The organism is Cellulosilyticum sp. ST5 (genome assembly GCF_046529625.1).
In the GTDB taxonomy this organism is placed as follows: Bacteria; Bacillota; Clostridia; order Lachnospirales; family Cellulosilyticaceae; genus Cellulosilyticum; species Cellulosilyticum lentocellum.
The window spans coordinates 449,996-468,402 of sequence record NZ_CP132338.1; the positions used below are offsets into that span (position 1 = coordinate 449,996).

An 18,407-nucleotide genomic window follows, 5' to 3' on the forward strand; every position below is an offset into this window, starting at 1 on the left:
AGCATGAAAAAAAGATGGTCTTTTATCATACTTGTGATGATTATATGCTTAATAGGTGGTTGCAGTCATGCAAAAGAAGAACCACTTATTCAGGATAAATATAGAAATTACTATGAGATTTTTGTGTACTCCTTTTGTGATAGTAATGGAGATGGTATAGGAGATTTAAATGGTGTAACCTCAAAACTAGATTATCTAGTGGATTTAGGTATTGATGGTATTTGGCTTACACCTATTATGCCATCGGATACGACTCACAAATATAATGTAGAGGATTACATGGCCGTAGATTCTACTTTTGGAACGATGGAGGATTTTGATCGTTTAATGGAAGAATGTAACAAGAGAGGAATAAATGTAATCTTAGATTTGGTTGTTAATCATACATCTACCAAACATCCTTGGTATTTAAAGGCTTTGGATGAGGTTAAAGCAGGCAAACCGGGGAAATATGCAGACTATTACTCCTTTGTACAAAATGAAGAAGAAAAAAATAGCCTAGACGATGAAGGGGGCTACCATTCAGCTGGAATTGGTAATTATATGTATGAGTATGCCTTTACAGATAATATGGCTGCACTTAATTTGGAAAATAAAGAAGTTGTAACTGAAATCAATAACATCGCTAAGTATTGGTTGGATAAGGGTGTAGCAGGTTTTAGGCTAGATGCGGTTAGACATTATTGTTTTGATCAAGCAAAGAGTATTAACTTTTTAAAGGAATTTTATAAATACTGTCAAACCATTAATCCTGAAGTTTACATGGTAGGAGAAGTATTTAGTAGTGGTAGTATGATTGAGACCTTTTATGAGACAGATATTGATAGTTATTTTAACTTTATGTTTGCAAAAGCTGATGGACGCATTACTTCTAACTTAAGAGGTAGGGCTGGTGCAGACTTTGTTCAAAGTCTGTATAAATGGCAAGAGCGTATTAGTAAGGTGAAAGCTAATTATATTGATGCTAATTTCTTATCCAATCATGATACAGACCGTTATTTTGGGGTCATTGGTAAAGACAACATCAAACAGAAAATGGCTGCTAGTATGTATTTGATGATGCCAGGTAATAGTTTTACTTATTATGGAGAAGAAATTGGTATGTTAGGTTCAGGACATGATGCTAATAAACGAGCACCTATGGTATGGTCAACAGAGTCAGACGAGGAAATGACTACTCCTATTCCTGAAAGTGACAATATACCTACTATAGAAAAAGGTGTTAAAGAGCAAGAAAAGGAAAAAGATAGCTTGTTTGCTTTTTATAAAAAAGCACTACATATAAGACAACAAAATCCTGAGATTGCAAGAGGTAGAATAGAGCCTATAGAATTAGAAGATAAGCAAATGGGTGCGTACACAACTATTTATAACGATTCTAAAGTTATTATTATTCATAATCTAGGAGATCAAACTAAAACGATAACGTTAGATACGAGTACGTATGACTATAGTAAAATTCAAGATTCCTTACTAACAGGCAATGAAAAAGCAACATTAAAAGGTAGTGAAATAACATTGCCACCTATGTCTACAGTAATCTTAAAATAAAGGGAGAGTTATACAAAAGCTACAAGTTTTAAGGCTTTTCTCATCCTAGCTTAAATGTTATGAGCTAGGATGAGAACGACTTAATCTTGTAGCTTTTTAATATGAAGTAAAAAGGGAAAAATACTTAATAAAAGGAATAAAATCACTTGACATATAAAAAGGGTTTAGGTATAATGATGAAGTCGACTGAAAAAGAGACAAGTTATTGTCGGGGTGTGGCTCAGTTTGGCTAGAGCGCCTGATTTGGGTTCAGGAGGCCGCAGGTTCGAGTCCTGTCACCCCGATGCTAAGACCAGTTAAGTTATTATGACTTAACTGGTCTTTTTGCTAGTTAAGAATTGCTATATAAAAATGATTATATTTTTAGTTCCTAATATAAAGAAGCTAACATTATTGTTAGGTAATTGTAAGGTGAAGTGACTAGTTAGGGTACTAAAGGTAGATTATAATAGTATAGGCTATGTAGCATGGGAAAAGAAGTTAGGAGAGAATGAATATGTCTATTTTTGAAGCGATTATTCAAGGAGTATTACAAGGAATTACAGAGTTTTTACCTGTTTCAAGTTCAGGGCATTTAGCTTTGTTTCAGCATTTTAGTAAGGTAGAAGCTGAGAGCTCAGGCTTTATTATGGCACTTTTGCATTTAGGAACTTTAGTAGCTATTTTTGTGGCCTTTCGTGAGACGATATGGGCTCTTATTAAAGAAGCATTAAGTATGCTAAAAGATATTTTTACTTTAAAGTTTACTTTAAAACAAATGAATGATGAACGTAAGATGATTGTGATGCTCATTGTAGCAACACTTCCGCTAGTTATTTTGTATCCATTTAAGTCGGTATATGATAGCATTGTAGCAAAGGGTGGTTTGCTTTTATTAGGCTTTTGCTTTTTATATACTTCTGCCATTTTATTTATTTCAGATCGAAAGGACAATGGTAAAAAGACTGTTAGAGAAATGAGTTATGGCAATGCTCTCTTTATAGGTCTATTTCAAGGGATAGCACTATTTCCTGGAATATCTCGTTCAGGATCAACTATTGGGAGTTCATTAATTGCAGGATTCTCTAAAGACTTTGCAGTTAAATTTTCATTTATTTTAGGTATTCCGGCTATTTTAGGAGGCTGTCTAGTAGAAATAAAAGAAGCAATGGAAACTTCCGTGCCTGTTGAAATCTTACCAATGGTAATTGGTTTTGTAGTGGCAGCAATAGTAGGTTATCTTTCAATTAAGATGATTGATTGGTTGGTTAAAACAGATAAATATAAAGTGTTTGCTTATTATACATTGGTGGTTGGAATCATTACCTTAGGAATTAATTTTTTAGGATAGTAAAATATAAACAAAAAAATGTCATGCATAGATATTTAAATCCTATGCATGGCATTTTTTACAATCAGGCTCATGTATTTAATTATATCACCTATTACAATGGCTAAAAAGACATAACAGTGGCTCATCAGCATTTTAATGAACTTTTTGAGGAAGGTAGTAGGTTATGAAAGCTAAATCAATGAGTGAGGAGCTCCTAAAGTCTTGGCCGTGCACCCTAAGCTAGGAGACTAAGACCTTAAGACTCTGAATTTAAACTTTTTTGTGAAAAACTTGTAAAATAGATAAAGCTTATAAATACTGCCCCGAGAAGAGTTATCCGTATGAATAGGACTGATAGGATATTAGGGGGAGACGTAAGCTTATAACTTTGTTTTATATCTCTATATATGTAGCGAGCTGATTAAATTCTTAATAGAAATATAAAAAACAGCTCAAGAAAGTTTCTTAACTATCTTGAGCTGATTAAAACATTATTATTAATTAAAGGGAGATGTTACAGAGTATGAATAAACTTTCTAAAATGAGTAAGTCCCTCTTGATTTAATTTAAAAACACCAGCGTCTTCTAATACACGAGTGAACTTCTTACCTAAGGCAGCTTGTATAAATGCATTGATTTCACTGCCGTCGTAAAGTGCTTTTAGTTCCTCAGCCCAAGGAAGATGATAGGGTTTAACCTCTACTTCTTGGCCTTGTATGTATGCCTTAACTTCTTCTAGTTCGTTAAGAAGACGTCCAGGTAAAATGGCAAGCCCCATGACTTCAATTAAACCGATATTTTCTTTTTTAATATGATGTACATCAGCATGAGGGTGGAAGATACCTAGAGGATGTTCATCTGATGTACGGTTGTTGCGTAGTACAACATACATCACATAATTTTCCCTAGTTTTTTTTGCAATCGGTGTAATGGTATTATGTCTAGTACCATCTGTTTCAGCTAAAATATTTACTTCAGCATCCGAATAAGTCTTCCAAGTTTCATAAATATAGTTTGTGCATTCAGCGACATCTTCTAATTGAGGGCTTGAGAGTTTAATAGTAGTAAGAGGCCAGTTGAGTATTTCAGCAGTAACACAAGGGTAAGTATTAAGTGTAAAAGTTTCGAGTGTTGTAGCACGATTAATAGGGAATTCATAACAACCACCTTGATAGTGCTCATGAGATAAAATGGAGCCTCCTACAATAGGTAAATCAGCATTTGAACCAATAAAATAATGAGGAAATAGCTTAACGAAATCTAATAGATTATAGAAGCTGTTTTTAGTTAAAGACATAGGTTCATGAGTTTGAGAAAGTAAAATACAATGTTCGTTATAATAAAGATAAGGTGAGTATTGAAGCATCCAATCTTTATTGTTAAGATGAAGGGCTATAGTGCGATGATTAGCACGATCGGGATGTGACAAAGTACCTGCATACCCTTCATTCTCAATGCAGAGCAAACAACTTGGATAGTGACTTGCTGGTACATTTTTTAATCTAGCAATTTCCTTTGGGTCCTTTTCAGGTTTGGAAAGATTAATAGTGATATCTAAAGACCCATAAGGAGAAGATGTCCTAAACTCAACATTTTTAGCAATACGATTCATTTTAATATAGTTTGAATTCTGGCTTAATTGATAAAAATAAGAAGTCGCTGATGTTGGGCTATGTTCATAGGCCTTCCAGAAATCGTTTTCAATTCCTTGAGGAGAAGGTAAAAAAACATTCATAATCGTACTAGTAAAGATATCTTTTTCGGCTAAGGTATCTTCGATGAATCCATTATTAACAGCTATATCAGCGAGAGCATCTAAAGTTTCATAGAAGTTTAAGGAACACTTCTCAGAGGGAACAGTATATTCAGTTACCTTATAAAGTGCCATAATACGATTACGTACATAAATAGCATCACGTTTGGTGATTAAAGTATTTTCTATAGCAATGGTAATGAGCCGATTAATAAGGTCGCAAAGAGATGACATAGATTATACCTCCTTATAGCCATGTGGATGGGCTTGATGCCATTTCCAAGCAGAAGCAATAATTTCTTCAATAGCGGTATATTGAGGTTCCCATCCTAAAACACGTTTTGCTTTTTCAGAAGAAGCAATGAGAAGAGCAGGATCACCTACGCGACGTTCACCAATTTGCATAGGAATAGGATGGCCTGTTACTTTGCGAGCAGCTTCGATCATTTCAAGGACAGAGTAGCCACTATTGCTACCTAGATTAAAGATATTACTTTCGCCGCCGTTCATAAGATATTTAAGGGCTAAAATATGAGCATTTACTAAATCTGTTACATGAATATAATCTCTGATGCAAGTACCATCTTCAGTTGGATAATCTTGACCAAATACAGTAATATGAGATCTTTGTCCTAGAGGAACTTGAAGAATGAGAGGAATAAGGTGAGTCTCAGTTGTATGAGCTTCTCCAATAGTGCCACTAAAATCGGCTCCTGCTACATTGAAATATCTTAAGCATACATAGTTTAAGTTATGAGCACCATGAGTCCATTTAAGCATCTTTTCAATAGCAAGCTTTGTTTCACCGTAAGTATTAGTAGGGCAAGTTGTCATATCCTCTGTAATAGGCATAGTTGCAATCTCCCCATAGGTAGCAGCAGTGGAAGAAAAGACTATATACTTAACACCTGTTTCTACTAATGCTTCTAGAAGAGATTCAGTGCCACCTACATTATTATTATAGTATTTAAGCGGATTACTCATCGATTCACCCACTAAAGAGTTCGCAGCAAAGTGGATGACACCATCTACTTTTTCTTTTTCTAAAATCTCTTTAACAGCTGATTTATTTCGAATATCAACTTGGTAAAAAGGGACATTTGAAGGAACACTTTCGATATGACCTGTTTCAAGACTATCTATAACAATAACATCAATTTGATTTTCTGTGAGCTGTTTAACTGCGTGAGAACCAATATAACCAGCACCACCAACAACTAAAATTTTCATATGCATACCTCCTAGGTTATTTCTGTTTTTATTTTAGCATAAAGCATTCAAGAAACAATGAAAACCGTATTTAAGCTAAACGAATAGGACCAGCATTAGCTGTAGCAATGTAAAAAGAAGCTGCGTATCCCATTACTTCTTGATATTGTTTTCCGACTTGTTCGATAAAACTATCAATCTTTTCTTCTGGAACAAGACTGATAGCACAGCCACCAAAACCAGCACCAGTCATACGGGCTCCTATAGCACCTGCATTTAATGCAGCTTCTACTAGTGTGTCTAGAGCTTTACCTGTTACACAGTAGTCGTCTTTTAAAGAAACGTGAGAAGCTGTAAGAAGCTCACCAAAGGTCTTCAAATTCTTATCAAAAAGGACTTTATGAGCGGTGATAACACGTTCATTTTCAGTAATAACATGTTTTACACGCTTGTAAAGCGTATCATTTTGTAAATAACCCTTAATATGATCTAGTTCCTGACTAGGTAAGTCACAAAGATGCTCTATTGTATAATGTTTCTTTAAAATAGCTAAGGCTTCTTGACATTCAGCAAAACGTTCATTATATTTAGAGTCCGCTAATTCGCGGCGCTTATTCGTATTCATAATAATAAGTTTGTAACCATCTAGTTCAAGGGGAATGTATTGATATTTTTGAAGGGCACAATCTAAAAGTAGTGCTTTATTTTTTTCGCCTAAAGCAATAGCAAATTGATCCATAATACCACTGTTAACACCAATATAATGATTTTCAACGTACTTGCCAATGAGAGCCATTTGAACAGGATCAAGGTTCAGTTCATAAAGATCAGAGCAAAGTTTACACATAAGCACTTCGAGAGAAGCTGAAGAAGAAAGTCCAGAACCATTAGGGAGTGTACCTAAAACAACTAGATTTAATCCACAAGTAATCTCATGATTTTGTTCTTGCAAGGTTTCAAGTACGCCTTTTATGTAATTACACCATTCATGTTTAGGATTGAAGCTTAAATCATCTAAACTAAAGGAAACAAGACCTAAAGATTCAAAGTTCATGGAGTAAGCTTGAAATAAGTTATCCTCACGTTTGCTTACAAAAGCGTAGGTACCTTGAGAAATAGCACAAGGAAAAACAAGGCCGCCATTATAGTCGATATGTTCTCCGATTAAATTAACGCGGCCGGGTGCAAAAAACGTAGCAGTAGGTGTTTCTTGGAATAAATCCTTAAACTTTTGTATAGCTTGTTCTAGTGACATAAAAATACCTCCTATTGATTAAGTTAGTTTCATTATAATATTTTAGTAAAATAAATCAAGTTGTTTTACTAAAATATTATAATTATTTTACTTGTTTAGGTTGATAAGTACATACAGTCATACTATAATAAAATAAAAGAGACAATAAAACGTTAATAGACACAGTTGTTACAGGATTATCATGATAAGCAATAGTTATTGATGAAAGTAACCTAACAGTAGGTGTCTTAGATGATATAGAAAAGTGAAATAAAATAAGTAGTAAAACGGTAGTAAAAGGAGGAAATAATAGTGGCAACTATGAAAGAAGTAGCGGAAAAGGCAGGGGTATCTATTGCGACTGTTTCTAGAGTACTTAATTTAGATACGACGCTTAATGTGTCAGAAGAAACGAAACAAAGAATTTTTGAAACAGCAGAAGCTATGCAATATACGACGCATCATAAGAAGAAAGAAAAACGTCAACTGAGTATAGGTATTGCTCAGTGGTATACACATAATCAAGAATTAACAGATCCTTATTATCTTGCTCTTAGATTAGCGGTAGAAAAAAAGTGCGATGAAGAGCAGATAAGCTTTAGAAGAATAGCACCGTATGAAAAGGATTCAGATATAAGGGGTTTAGATGGGATTATTGCTATTGGAAAGTTTGGAGAAGAAGAAATAGAAAGATTAGAAGCGTACAGTATTCCTATTACTTTTGTAGATTCATCACCTGATGATGAAAAATATGATGCAGTTATGACTGATTATAGAAAAGGTGTTTGGAAAGCCCTATCCTATCTAGTAGAAATGAAGCATAGTACTATCGGTTACATTGGTGGAGAAGAGTTTGTTGGAGGAAGTATAGAACCTTTAATGGATGAAAGAGAAGCAACGTATATTCAGTTTATGAAGGAACAAGGAAATTTAAATGAAGCCTTTATTTATAAGGGAAGATTTACACCTGAAGATGGTTACTTATTAATGAAAAAAAGTCTTGAAAACCCGGCTCATCCAACGGCTTACTTTGTAGCCAGTGATCCAATGGCCATAGGTGCGTATAAAGCGGTTGCAGAAGCAGGAATGGAAGTAGGAAAAGACATTAGCTTAATAGGATTTGATGATATTTATTCTTCTCAGTTTTTGATGCCAGCTTTAACTACTATTAAAGTGCATACGGAGTTTATGGGAAAAACAGCAGTAGAAACATTGCAAGAAAGAGTTAGGAGTCAAAGAGTGTTACCTAAAAAAATTCTTATTCCAACTAAGCTTATAGTAAGAGAAAGTTGCTGTAGTCAATAAAAGTTAAAAGTTATATAATATTTTTATTGTTTAGATTATGGTTAAATTAAAATAAGGATGGGAGATTAGCAAAGATGAAAATAGTAAGTAAGGACATAACCTTTGCTTCTGGTGAAAAGGTTACAAAATATGAATTAAGTAATACAGCGGGAATGACAGTGGAAGTGTTAAATTGGGGAGCAACACTCACTAAAATAGTGGTTCCAGATAAAGAAGGTCATTTTGAAAATGTCATTTTAGAGTGGGAAGATATAAATACCTACGAGAATAATCCTGGTAATTTTGGAGCGACAGTAGGTAGAATTGCTGGTAGAATAGCAGATGCAAAGGTGACTTTAAATCATCAGGTTTATCATTTTGTAAAAAATACCTATGGAAACACATTACATGGTGGTTTAGTTGGATTTGATAAAAAAGCTTGGACGGGTGAAATGCAGCAAACAGAGGATTCTGTTATTTTAACTTTAAGTTATTTGAGCCCAGATGGAGAAGAAGGATTCCCAGGGAATTTACATGTAAAAGCCATCTATCTATTAAAAGAAGATAATACACTTACTTTAACTTATGAAGCTACTACAGATAAGGAAACAATCGTTAATCTTACTAATCATGCTTATTTCAACTTGTCAGGAGAAGCGAAACGTTCTGTTTTAGAACAAGAAGTGTATATTAATAGTAGTCAGATTTGTGACTTAAATGAAGAACTTATTCCTACAGGTGCTTTTATAGATTTGGATAACGAAAGTGCTTTTGATTTTAGAATACCAAAAGCTATTGGAAAAGACATTGAACGAGAAAATCCTCATTTAAAAAATGGGTATGGTTATGATCATTGTTGGCTACTTAATAAAGGCGAAAAAGCTGCAGAATTATATGATCCTATATCAGGACGAGTAATGGAGATTAGTACTACTGCCCCAGGGGTAGTTGTTTATACTATGAATCACGCAGATGGTGTAACAAAGCTTTCAAATGGTAAGGGACAACAAAGAAGATATGGTGTGTGTTTTGAAACACAAAGAAAGCCTATTGGTAAAAATGAAGTATTTAAGGAAGAGGTTATTCTAAAACCTAGTGAAGTTTATAGACAAGAAACAACATTTAAATTTGGTAACAGATAAATATTAGTAAAAAGAGCCAAAAGCTAAGAGGAGCTTTTGGCTCTTTTTATGTAATTTTGTACTAAACTAACGTTGACAATAAGAGGACTACAATATATAATTAATTTGTAACAATTAGTTAATATTTTAAATAAGTAATTAATAAAAGCAATTATTTATTAACAGATCATCTATAAACAATCTTTAGGAGGATCCCATGAAGTATCATAAGCTGATAATGGTAGGTATTTTGGTAGCAGGTATAACAACACAAACACAAGCAGCAGTATATGGTAGTTTAAAGCAAGATGTACAGGTGAACACCGAAGCAGGTGAAAAGCTTGTAAAAGCAGCTGGTCAGGGTGTCAGTATTTTAGAAGTAGATGAACATAATTACTTGATTAATATTCAAGGTAATACGAATCAATACGTAAGTAAAAATCTTGTAGAGATAGCAGGAGTTATTACGACAACCTTAAGTGATGAAACAAAATTAAGAGAAGAACCTACAGGTGAGAGTGCTCTTTTAACTTATTTAAAAGCTAATACCATGGTAATGGTCTTAGAAAAGCAAAATGAATTTTATAAGGTAAAAGTAGACGATTCAGTAGGATACATATATAAGGGACAATTAAATACGGATGGTTTAGATGCAGTACCGAGTAAATCATCTTTAGGTGAAGAAATTGTTGATTATGCTAAAGGATATTTGGGTGGCCGCTATGTTTATGGTGGCAATAATCTAGAAACGGGTGTAGATTGCTCAGGATTTACAAGCCAAATTATGAAGCGTTTTGGCATTAGCTTAGAAAGAAGCTCAAGATCTCAATATAGCAGTAATGGCTATCGTATATCAGAAGGTGAACTTCAACCAGGAGACTTAGTTTTTTATGGAAATAATGGCTACATCAATCATGTAGCGATTTATGCAGGAAACGGGCAAATTATTCATGCTAGTGATGAAAGTACAGGTATACGTATGAGTAGCCTTTACTATGGTAAACCATTAATAGGATGTAAAAGAGTTGTTGATTAATATAGCAAAGATATTAAATATTTATATAGAGAAGAAATAATAAATCTGTAATCATTTTATGAATAACAGATAAAACCTTTGAGAGATTGATAGATAAAACAATAAATACATATAGGGGGACAGTATGAGAGGCAAACAATTAGGTATTTTAGGCGGTCTATTAATAGCGATGACAATGTTTACAACTAACTTATTTGCATCAGAAATTGAGATAGGAGTAGTTACTCAAAAAAGTAGTGCTTACTACTCTGCAGATGTATTAGGAGAAAAGGCAGGGTATGTCTTTGAAGGTGAAAGTTTAACCATAGTAGAAGAAGTAGATGGCTTCTATGGTGTCTTATTAGAAGAAGATGAATTAGTATATATAGAGAAGTCTTGTTTGCAGGTGGAACAGTTAGAGGAAGAAAAGGATGAAACTGAAGAAGTAACTACAACAAATGAAGTAGTGAATGAACCTCAACCAGTGAAAGAAGAAGTTGCCCCAGTTCCTAAAAAAGAAGAGGTTAAGATTTCAAAAGGTGAAGAAGTAGTAGCTTATGCTAAGCAATTTATTGGAACACCTTATAGAAGTGGAGGCAATAGTTTAACTAAAGGTGTAGATTGTTCTGGATTCACACAACAAGTCTTTTTAAAGTTTGGTGTGAAGTTACAAAGATCTTCTCGTAGTCAATATGCGAGTAATGGCAAGAAAGTAACCAAGGATCAATTGCAGCCAGGAGATTTAGTATTTTACGGTTATAATGGTAGTGTTAATCATGTAGCTATATACATAGGCAATGGTCAAATTATTCATGCACCAGTACCAGGAAAATCTGTTTGCATAGAACCATTATGGCAGAGAGGCTGTGCACCTATTATTGGATATAAACGTGTTGTTTAAAATATAAAAAGTATAAAAAATAGTTCTACTTCGTGTAGAGCTATTTTTTTGTGGGATAAAAAATTGAGAAAAAAGTAGATAGTGCTCTGATTTATTATGCAAAAAAATTAGTAGTTTATAGGAAAAATGGAGAATTAAGTGTGATAGAAGAGGTGCCGGTATATACTAAGAAAAAACAAAATTAGGTGAAGCGATGGAAAGACAAAAACAGCCACAAATAAGAGTAGGTTATGCTTGTATTAATTTATCTATAAAAGAATCTTTTAGAAACTTTAGATTATCAGCCGTGCAAAAGCAGGATGAGGAAAAAATAACAGAGGTTATGTGGCATAATATAAGGCTTTTAAAGAAGATTATAGATTATAATATCAAACATAATATATATGTTTATCGAGTGAGTTCAGATTTAATTCCTTTTTGTACACAACCTTATGTCAAAACACTTTATGAGGAAAGAGTATTGCAAAACCACGAGATGCAACAATATTTAAGAGATATTCACTCTTTACAAGAAAAATATCAACTTAGATTGAGTATTCATCCCAGCCAATTTAATGTCCTTGCCAGTCCGAAGAAAGAGGTAGTTAATAGGTCTATTGCAGAAATCAATGAGCAGACAAGATGGAGTAAATTGTTGGGCGTATCGAATGTGGTATTACACATAGGAGGAAGTTATGGCAATAAGGAGGAAGCCTTAAGGCGATTTAAGGCAAATGTAGGGTATGTGGATTGCAAGCTTATTTCTATAGAAAATGATGATAAGACCTATAATGCACAAGAAGTTTGCTCTTTGTGTCAAGATTTGAAATTAAAGTGGGTGTATGACTATCATCATTGTCGTTGTCATCCCAGTCCGGATTGTGCAATAGAAGAACTTTTGGAAATTTATCCACCAGATAAATATCACCTTTCTACAGGAACGCCTCATTATGATTCTAGACCCCATGCAGAGTTAATTAGTAAAGGGGATTATAGGGGCCTTATTAAGTTGCTGGAGAAAGGTAATATTTTAAAAGCGGATGTAATCTTTGAGGCTAAGCTAAAAAATAAAGCTATTACAGCTATTTTAGAGCCTAAAGAACAAGGATATTGGATTTTAAAAGGCGAGAATAAGGAATAAACTACTTTAAAATGAGAAAACTAATGCTGACCTAAATAAGTAATAAGGAGATAGCAAATTGAAAAATATTAAAAAGTATTTAAAAAGAGTAGTAGCCATTGGACTGGCGATCATGTGTAGTTTACCGGTTTTGGGAGCTCCTACCAAGAAACTTCCCATTTACTGTGTGAATACTAATGGAGAAAAGAAAGTGGCGCTTTCTTTTGATGCTGCATGGGGAGCAGATGACACAGATGAATTATTAGCTACTTTGGATAAGTATCAAGTTAAAGCCACTTTTTTTATTGTAGGAGATTGGGTTAGAAAATATCCAGATATGGTAAAAAAATTAGCAGATGCAGGGCATGATATTGCTAATCATTCCAATAAACATCCACATATGAACCAGATGAGTAAAGATGCTATTAAAAAAGATATTATGGCTGCTCATGAGGCTTTAAAAAATGTAACAGGACAAGAAGCTAATTTGTTTAGGCCTCCTTATGGAGAATACAACAATGCAGTTATTGAAGCAGCACAAGAATGTAATTACTACACAGTGCAGTGGGATGTGGACTCTCTAGATTGGAAAGAATATGGTTTGCAACAACTTATAGATAAAGTTGTTAAGCATAAAAATTTAAGACCAGGTTCTATTGTACTTCTTCACAATAATGCTAAATATACTGCAAAAGCTTTAGATAGTATTATAAAAGGGTTAATTGATCAAGGCTATACCCTCGTGCCAATTTCAGAACTTATTTTGAAGGATGTTCCCTACACTTTAGACCATGAAGGTAGACAACAACCAGTTCGTTAAAATAAAACTGCTTACGCGAAAAAGCATTTTATAAGTTTCTATGCAAGGAACTAAAAATGATTTAAGCTAGTAAGCAGTTTTTTATATATTGAATAGATTTATTCTAATTCCTCTATTTGTTTGATAAATAGAGGAAGCATTAATTGATCGAGTTCTATACTTAAACGAATAACTTCTGGGGAGAGCAGATTATAGTTATTTTGAATAATGATATGAGCTAGCTTTCTTTTTAATTTGATAATATAAGCAGAATTAGGTGTTTCCATGGAAATAGTGCCTCTCTTTATAATATAGCAACTTGGTGTTAAATAAAAAGACTATTATATCCTATGAAAGGATGAGCTAAAAAGTGAATAGTTAATAAATAATAATTGAATTTGGCATAAATCATTTATTTTAGGAATAAGATGTTAAAGGCAGACAAACCTGTTAAAGAACAAATAGAGGATAAGGAGAGGGTAGGAATGGTAGAACACATATTAGAAAACAATGAGGTTGTACTCATCGGAAAGGTAGTAAGTGATATAAAATTTAGCCATAAGGTTTATGGTGAGGGGTTTTATACTTTTGAACTAGAGGTACCTAGGTTAAGTAGTTCAGCGGATATTTTACCGGTTACCATTTCGGAAAGAATACTACCATCTATCGGCAATGTACAAGGAAAGGTTTTAGAAGTTCTAGGACAATTTCGTTCTTACAACCAATATGAAGAAGGTAAGAATAGACTCATACTAACAGTATTTATATTAGAAGTTAAAGAGGTTTCAGAACAAGAGTTAGCTAAAAATAAAAATTATATTTATTTAAATGGTTATGTGTGTAAAGAACCTATTTATCGTACAACACCATTTGGTAGAGAAATCACAGATTTACTGTTAGCAGTTAATAGATCTTATCATAAGTCAGACTACATTCCTTGTATTACTTGGGGGCGCAATGCAAGGTTTGCACAAAATCTAGCGGTAGGAGATCATATTCAAGTATGGGGACGTATTCAAAGTAGAATTTATCAGAAGAAGTTAGAAACAGGCGATACGGCTACTAAGATTGCTTATGAAATATCTATTAGTAAAATGGAAACAGTAGACGAGAATGGTAATAGTAGCAGTAGTACTGAAGTTCTAGAAGCAGAATAAAATACATATTAAGGCGATACTCTCAGGGTGTCGCCTTTGTTGTACAAAAATTTAGAATATGTATAGCTTATTTTTGGAGATATGATATAATAAAGGAGAATAAAAGATTAAACAAATTTATATAAAAATGTAATTATAAGGAAAAATAATCAAAAGTGATGGAATATATTATTATCAAGCAAAAGAGAAAAACAGCAAGTATAGCTATTGATAAAGATTTGAGAGTTGTTGTAAAAGTGCCGAAATATATGTCGCAAACAGCCATAAAAAAGCTAGTAGCTGAGCATGAAACGTGGATTGAAACAACACTGGAGAAGAAAAAAGTACTTTATGAAACACAAGATTTTATAAAAACAGGAAGACTTCTTTACTTAGGAAATTATTGGCCGGTTACCTTTGAAAATGGAAATAATCAGCAAGGGAAGGTAGTCTTTAATGAAACCAGTGGATTTAAAATTCAAACCACAGGTGATGAAAAACAAATAAGAGGATTAGTAGAGTTGTTTTTTAAAGAACGAGCTAAGATTTATCTAAAAGAACTTTCAGATGAGTATGCAGCACGTTTAGGCGTACAATATCATAAAATAACTATTAGAAAACAAGCCACTAGATGGGGGAGTTGTTCTAGGCAAGGTAATCTATCTTATAATTTAAAGATTCTTTGTGCACCAACCGATATGATTGCTTACGTGGTTCTTCATGAAGTAATGCACTTAAGGCATTTTAATCATAGCCAGGCTTTTTGGAAGGCTGTGGAAGAGGAAATGCCGGATTATAAAAGGCGCATGAATTACTTTAAGCAATTTGGACAAAACTTTATGATATAATGTATGGGTATCTAAGGAGGCAATAAAATGGAGAATGGACTTGTCCAAGTGTACTATGGTACAGGGAAAGGAAAAACAACAGCAGCTATAGGACTAGGTGTTAGAGCTATAGGAAATGATTATAAAGTTATTATGATTCAATTCTTAAAAAATGATATGACGGGTGAATGCCGTGTCTTAAAGGATTTAGAACCGTATTTCAAGGTATTTCATTTTGAAAAAAGACGAGGGTTCACTTGGCAATTAAATCCAGAAGAAAAGCAGGAGTTAAGAAGTGAAACAACTAATGCTTTAAAATTTGCAAGTAAAGTAATGGATACTGGAGAATGTGATGTTCTTATTTTAGACGAGGTACTTAATTCTGTAGAAGCAGGGATTATTTCTGAAGATGAACTCTATGAACTTATTTGTAATAAGTCAGACGATGTGGAGTTAGTGCTTACAGGGCGTAAGCTACCTATTCGTATTGCAGAAAAAGCAGATTATATTAGTCATATCGATGATATCAAGCATCCAACGGAAAAAGGTAGAGATGCCAGAGCTGGAATAGAATATTAATGATTACGGGTAATAAAATTAAAAGCCGAGAAGGTTGTAGAACTTAAATGTTATACAAACCTTCTCGGCTTTTTTAGAGTTCATTTAGTGCTTTGCATCTAATAAATGTTCCATATTATAAAGACCTGGAGCCTTATGAACTAAGAATTTAGCAGCATTAATAGCACCTACAGCAAAAACTTCTTTAGAAGTCGCTTGATGAGTAAGTGAAATGAACTCATCATTACCAGCAAAGAGAATTTCATGTTCTCCTACAATGGTGCCACCACGTACTGCGTGAATACCAATTTCATTCTTTGGTCTCTTTTCACGTACAGTAGTGCGGTCATAGCGATAGTTATAACTATGATCTAAAGTATCATTAATAGCATCAGCAATAGCAAGCGCTGTACCGCTAGGGGCATCAATTTTTTGATTATGGTGTTTTTCAATGATTTCAATATCAAAACCACTACCAGCTAGTACCTCAGTAGCACGTTTAGCTAAAGCGATAAGGAGATTAACACCTAAGGACATATTAGCAGAAAAGAAAATAGGTATTTGTGTACTTGCCTCTTTTAAGTAATCAATATCCTCAGGAGATAAGCCTGTTGTACAAACAACAGCAGGAATATGACGAGAAACGCAGTAATCAATAAGGCCTTTTACAGCAGTAGCTGTAGAAAAGTCGATAATGACATCTACAGGTACATCACATTCATCTATTTTAGCGAACACAGGGAAAGGATTGGGCGGGTCTAAATAAGGGTCTACACCTGCTACTAATTCAATGTCATCATGTTGTTTCAGCAATCTACTAATGGTTTGCCCGATTTTACCATTGCAACCATGCATTAATAATTTTATCATAGGGGTCATCCTTTCTTATACTAATAGGCCAGCATTTGTAAGTGCATTTTTAAGTCCTGGTAAGTGAGCTTCTTCTAATGTGGTAAGAGGTAATCTACATGGACCAGCTTCCATACCCATTAAGTTAAGTGCTGCTTTAACAGGAATAGGATTAACTTCACAGAAAAGTGCTTTAATAAGAGGAAGTAATCTTAACTGTAATGCTCTTGCTTCTTTTGTGTGGCCATCTAAATAAAGTTTAACAATATCGTGAGTTTGTTTTGGAGCTACGTTAGATAATACAGAAATAACACCTTTTCCACCTAAAGAAAGAATAGGAATAATCTGATCATCATTTCCAGAGTAAATAGGGAAATCATCTCCGCAAAGAGCAGCAATCTCAGCAACAGTCGAAATATTGCCTGTAGCTTCCTTGATTCCTTGAACAAAATCATATTTAGAAAGTTCATAAACGGTTTGAGGATTAATAGTCACACCTGTACGGCTAGGGACACTATAAAGAATCATAGGCAAATCAACAGCTTTTCCAATGGCTGTGAAATGTTCAACTAACCCTTTTTGAGTAGCTTTATTATAATAAGGTGTTACTTGAAGGGTTGCATCTGCTCCTAAAGCCTTTGCATTTCTAGTTAAATTAATACCATGTCTTGTATCATTACTTCCAGTACCTGCAATAACTGGAACTCTGCCAGCAGTACGGTCTACAGCTACTTTGATGCATTCAAGATGCTCGTCATCTGTCATCGTTGAGGCCTCACCAGTGGTGCCACAAATAATAATAGCATCTGTACCATTACTAATTTGGAAATCAATATATTCCTCTAGTTTACCAAAGTTAATGTCTCCATTTTCATAAAATGGTGTAACGATTGCTACACCTGCGCCTTCAAAAATTGCCATTGTATCATCCTCCGTTTTTATTATAGTGGTAGGACTAACTTTGATAAAAAATATCTTTTGCTACTAGTCTATTCAATGTATCGTATGAAAGATACTGTTATCAAAAATTAGTCAAATAAAAAAACCAGCTTCTAGAGGCTGGCTACACGCATAATCATCATAAAATAGATATAAATAAACTTATGATTATATGTAGCACTCCATCCTTATTGTATAATAAAGGATGACAGTTGTATAGCTATTAACCAGACAACCAGAAATAAATAGTACAAGCTATTTAATCTTCGGCGATTACCCCTTTTGACTATAATCCTCTTTTCTTGTAAAAATCCTATAATCTACTCTTGGCAACCGCGCCTCTACAAAATATTGAATTGTGTAGAATATAACATTTTAATACGAAAAAGTCAATAACAAAAGAAGTAATTGTTGATTAAAATTTAATAATTATAAAAATACAAATAAAATGTATAAAAAGTTTTATATTGCCACATACTCTAATAGATTTTATTGAGTTAGAGGAGTCGATGATATGAAAAATAAAGAAAAGCTATTTGATGCACTATCACCAGAAGACCAAATGAAGTTAGAAATAGCCGAAGAACTAGGCTTATTAGATAAAGTACAAGAAGGAGGTTGGAAGGCTCTTAGTGCCAAAGAGACAGGTCGTATTGGAGGGTTAATGACTAAGAAAAAGAGAGAGCTTAATAAAGCAGCAGAAGAAGCCAATAACAGCAAATAGAGCAGCTTTAAGAAAAGAGCCACTTAGGAGAAATAAATAATCTCTTAAGTGGCTTTTGTTATATATATTTATTTAAATAAGCTTTGTTAAATGTAT

The 18,407-nt window shown here is 33.8% G+C and carries 18 protein-coding genes, 1 tRNA gene and 1 riboswitch; of the genes, 13 read left to right on the forward strand and 6 right to left on the reverse strand.

Annotation, left to right across the window (positions count from 1 at the left end; translation table 11 throughout):
• Positions 1 to 3 precede the first annotated feature (3 nt).
• The 3 genes from QTL86_RS02095 to QTL86_RS02105 all read left to right on the forward strand — a co-directional run bounded on the left by QTL86_RS02095 (position 4) and on the right by QTL86_RS02105 (position 2,881).
• On the forward strand, positions 4 to 1,551 hold the full coding sequence (locus QTL86_RS02095; protein ID WP_127067339.1) for an alpha-amylase family glycosyl hydrolase: 1,548 nt from the start codon (positions 4 to 6) through the stop codon (positions 1,549 to 1,551).
• 209 nt (positions 1,552 to 1,760) lie between these two features.
• Positions 1,761 to 1,835, forward strand: a tRNA-Pro gene (locus QTL86_RS02100).
• A 212-nt stretch (positions 1,836 to 2,047) separates the two neighbouring features.
• Positions 2,048 to 2,881: an undecaprenyl-diphosphate phosphatase gene (locus QTL86_RS02105; RefSeq protein ID WP_127067338.1), complete on the forward strand. Its 834-nt coding sequence runs from the start codon at positions 2,048 to 2,050 to the stop codon at positions 2,879 to 2,881.
• Positions 2,882 to 3,377: 496 nt separating this feature from the next.
• Here the strand turns inward: QTL86_RS02105 and QTL86_RS02110 are convergent, their stop codons facing one another.
• The 3 genes from QTL86_RS02110 to QTL86_RS02120 all read right to left on the reverse strand — a co-directional run bounded on the left by QTL86_RS02110 (position 3,378) and on the right by QTL86_RS02120 (position 7,080).
• Positions 3,378 to 4,850: a UDP-glucose--hexose-1-phosphate uridylyltransferase gene (locus QTL86_RS02110; RefSeq protein ID WP_127067337.1), complete on the reverse strand. Its 1,473-nt coding sequence runs from the start codon at positions 4,848 to 4,850 to the stop codon at positions 3,378 to 3,380.
• Between the two features lie 3 nt (positions 4,851 to 4,853).
• On the reverse strand, positions 4,854 to 5,846 hold the full coding sequence (galE, locus tag QTL86_RS02115) for a UDP-glucose 4-epimerase GalE (RefSeq protein ID WP_013657945.1): 993 nt from the start codon (positions 5,844 to 5,846) through the stop codon (positions 4,854 to 4,856).
• A 70-nt stretch (positions 5,847 to 5,916) separates the two neighbouring features.
• The gene (locus QTL86_RS02120; RefSeq protein WP_127067336.1) at positions 5,917 to 7,080 is read right to left on the reverse strand and encodes a galactokinase; all 1,164 of its coding nucleotides are present in this window, start codon (positions 7,078 to 7,080) and stop codon (positions 5,917 to 5,919) included.
• A gap of 300 nt (positions 7,081 to 7,380) precedes the next feature.
• On the opposite strand from QTL86_RS02120, the gene QTL86_RS02125 reads away from it, so the two are divergent.
• The 6 genes from QTL86_RS02125 to QTL86_RS02150 all read left to right on the forward strand — a co-directional run bounded on the left by QTL86_RS02125 (position 7,381) and on the right by QTL86_RS02150 (position 13,299).
• Complete coding sequence (locus QTL86_RS02125) at positions 7,381 to 8,364, forward strand: LacI family DNA-binding transcriptional regulator (RefSeq protein WP_330547620.1); 984 nt, start codon at positions 7,381 to 7,383, stop codon at positions 8,362 to 8,364.
• A gap of 74 nt (positions 8,365 to 8,438) precedes the next feature.
• Positions 8,439 to 9,485, forward strand: a complete 1,047-nt coding sequence (locus QTL86_RS02130) for an aldose epimerase family protein (RefSeq protein ID WP_410496336.1) — start codon at positions 8,439 to 8,441, stop codon at positions 9,483 to 9,485.
• Positions 9,486 to 9,681: 196 nt separating this feature from the next.
• Entirely contained in the window at positions 9,682 to 10,500 is an 819-nt protein-coding gene (locus tag QTL86_RS02135; RefSeq protein ID WP_127067333.1) for a C40 family peptidase, read from the forward strand.
• Positions 10,501 to 10,624: 124 nt separating this feature from the next.
• Positions 10,625 to 11,380, forward strand: a complete 756-nt coding sequence (locus QTL86_RS02140; RefSeq protein WP_127067332.1) for a C40 family peptidase — start codon at positions 10,625 to 10,627, stop codon at positions 11,378 to 11,380.
• 193 nt (positions 11,381 to 11,573) lie between these two features.
• Complete coding sequence (gene uvsE / locus QTL86_RS02145; protein WP_127067331.1) at positions 11,574 to 12,500, forward strand: UV DNA damage repair endonuclease UvsE; 927 nt, start codon at positions 11,574 to 11,576, stop codon at positions 12,498 to 12,500.
• A gap of 58 nt (positions 12,501 to 12,558) precedes the next feature.
• Positions 12,559 to 13,299 (forward strand): polysaccharide deacetylase family protein, encoded by a 741-nt coding sequence (locus tag QTL86_RS02150; RefSeq protein ID WP_127067330.1) that lies wholly within the window; start codon positions 12,559 to 12,561, stop codon positions 13,297 to 13,299.
• Between the two features lie 98 nt (positions 13,300 to 13,397).
• Here QTL86_RS02150 and QTL86_RS02155 read toward each other — a convergent pair whose 3' ends face one another.
• Positions 13,398 to 13,565, reverse strand: a complete 168-nt coding sequence (locus tag QTL86_RS02155; RefSeq protein ID WP_127067329.1) for a Spo0E family sporulation regulatory protein-aspartic acid phosphatase — start codon at positions 13,563 to 13,565, stop codon at positions 13,398 to 13,400.
• Between the two features lie 141 nt (positions 13,566 to 13,706).
• On the opposite strand from QTL86_RS02155, the gene QTL86_RS02160 reads away from it, so the two are divergent.
• The 3 genes from QTL86_RS02160 (at position 13,707) to QTL86_RS02170 (ending at position 15,820) form a co-directional block, all read left to right on the forward strand.
• Entirely contained in the window at positions 13,707 to 14,435 is a 729-nt protein-coding gene (locus QTL86_RS02160; protein ID WP_013657936.1) for a single-stranded DNA-binding protein, read from the forward strand.
• Positions 14,436 to 14,593: 158 nt separating this feature from the next.
• A complete protein-coding gene (locus QTL86_RS02165) occupies positions 14,594 to 15,262 on the forward strand; it encodes a M48 family metallopeptidase (protein WP_243118685.1) in 669 nt (222 codons plus the stop codon).
• Between the two features lie 27 nt (positions 15,263 to 15,289).
• The gene (locus QTL86_RS02170; protein ID WP_127067327.1) at positions 15,290 to 15,820 is read left to right on the forward strand and encodes a cob(I)yrinic acid a,c-diamide adenosyltransferase; all 531 of its coding nucleotides are present in this window, start codon (positions 15,290 to 15,292) and stop codon (positions 15,818 to 15,820) included.
• 84 nt (positions 15,821 to 15,904) lie between these two features.
• On the opposite strand, the gene dapB is transcribed toward QTL86_RS02170, so the two are convergent.
• Positions 15,905 to 16,669 carry a 4-hydroxy-tetrahydrodipicolinate reductase gene (gene dapB, locus QTL86_RS02175; protein ID WP_127067326.1) on the reverse strand — a complete coding sequence of 255 codons (765 nt, stop codon included), beginning with the start codon at positions 16,667 to 16,669 and terminating at the stop codon, positions 15,905 to 15,907.
• 15 nt (positions 16,670 to 16,684) lie between these two features.
• On the reverse strand, positions 16,685 to 17,569 hold the full coding sequence (gene dapA, locus QTL86_RS02180) for a 4-hydroxy-tetrahydrodipicolinate synthase (protein WP_127067325.1): 885 nt from the start codon (positions 17,567 to 17,569) through the stop codon (positions 16,685 to 16,687).
• 185 nt (positions 17,570 to 17,754) lie between these two features.
• Positions 17,755 to 17,939: riboswitch (Lysine riboswitch) on the reverse strand.
• Positions 17,940 to 18,101: 162 nt separating this feature from the next.
• On the opposite strand from dapA, the gene QTL86_RS02185 reads away from it, so the two are divergent.
• Positions 18,102 to 18,311, forward strand: a complete 210-nt coding sequence (locus QTL86_RS02185) for a small, acid-soluble spore protein, alpha/beta type (protein ID WP_127067324.1) — start codon at positions 18,102 to 18,104, stop codon at positions 18,309 to 18,311.
• Positions 18,312 to 18,407 lie beyond the last annotated feature (96 nt).

Excerpts from the sequence above, each read along its gene's own strand:
- QTL86_RS02135 (WP_127067333.1), top strand. The coding sequence starts at position 9,682 with ATGAAGTATCATAAGCTGATAATGGTAGGTATTTTGGTAGCAGGTATA.
- galE (WP_013657945.1), bottom strand. The coding sequence starts at position 5,846 with ATGAAAATTTTAGTTGTTGGTGGTGCTGGTTATATTGGTTCTCACGCA.
- QTL86_RS02130 (WP_410496336.1), top strand. The coding sequence starts at position 8,439 with ATGAAAATAGTAAGTAAGGACATAACCTTTGCTTCTGGTGAAAAGGTT.
- QTL86_RS02165 (WP_243118685.1), top strand. The coding sequence starts at position 14,594 with ATGGAATATATTATTATCAAGCAAAAGAGAAAAACAGCAAGTATAGCT.
- QTL86_RS02160 (WP_013657936.1), top strand. The coding sequence starts at position 13,707 with ATGTTAAAGGCAGACAAACCTGTTAAAGAACAAATAGAGGATAAGGAG.
- QTL86_RS02095 (WP_127067339.1), top strand. The coding sequence starts at position 4 with ATGAAAAAAAGATGGTCTTTTATCATACTTGTGATGATTATATGCTTA.
- QTL86_RS02125 (WP_330547620.1), top strand. The coding sequence starts at position 7,381 with ATGAAAGAAGTAGCGGAAAAGGCAGGGGTATCTATTGCGACTGTTTCT.
- QTL86_RS02120 (WP_127067336.1), bottom strand. The coding sequence starts at position 7,080 with ATGTCACTAGAACAAGCTATACAAAAGTTTAAGGATTTATTCCAAGAA.
- QTL86_RS02110 (WP_127067337.1), bottom strand. The coding sequence starts at position 4,850 with ATGTCATCTCTTTGCGACCTTATTAATCGGCTCATTACCATTGCTATA.
- QTL86_RS02170 (WP_127067327.1), top strand. The coding sequence starts at position 15,290 with ATGGAGAATGGACTTGTCCAAGTGTACTATGGTACAGGGAAAGGAAAA.
- QTL86_RS02140 (WP_127067332.1), top strand. The coding sequence starts at position 10,625 with ATGAGAGGCAAACAATTAGGTATTTTAGGCGGTCTATTAATAGCGATG.
- dapA (WP_127067325.1), bottom strand. The coding sequence starts at position 17,569 with ATGGCAATTTTTGAAGGCGCAGGTGTAGCAATCGTTACACCATTTTAT.
- dapB (WP_127067326.1), bottom strand. The coding sequence starts at position 16,669 with ATGATAAAATTATTAATGCATGGTTGCAATGGTAAAATCGGGCAAACC.
- QTL86_RS02185 (WP_127067324.1), top strand. The coding sequence starts at position 18,102 with ATGAAAAATAAAGAAAAGCTATTTGATGCACTATCACCAGAAGACCAA.
- uvsE (WP_127067331.1), top strand. The coding sequence starts at position 11,574 with ATGGAAAGACAAAAACAGCCACAAATAAGAGTAGGTTATGCTTGTATT.
- QTL86_RS02105 (WP_127067338.1), top strand. The coding sequence starts at position 2,048 with ATGTCTATTTTTGAAGCGATTATTCAAGGAGTATTACAAGGAATTACA.
- QTL86_RS02155 (WP_127067329.1), bottom strand. The coding sequence starts at position 13,565 with ATGGAAACACCTAATTCTGCTTATATTATCAAATTAAAAAGAAAGCTA.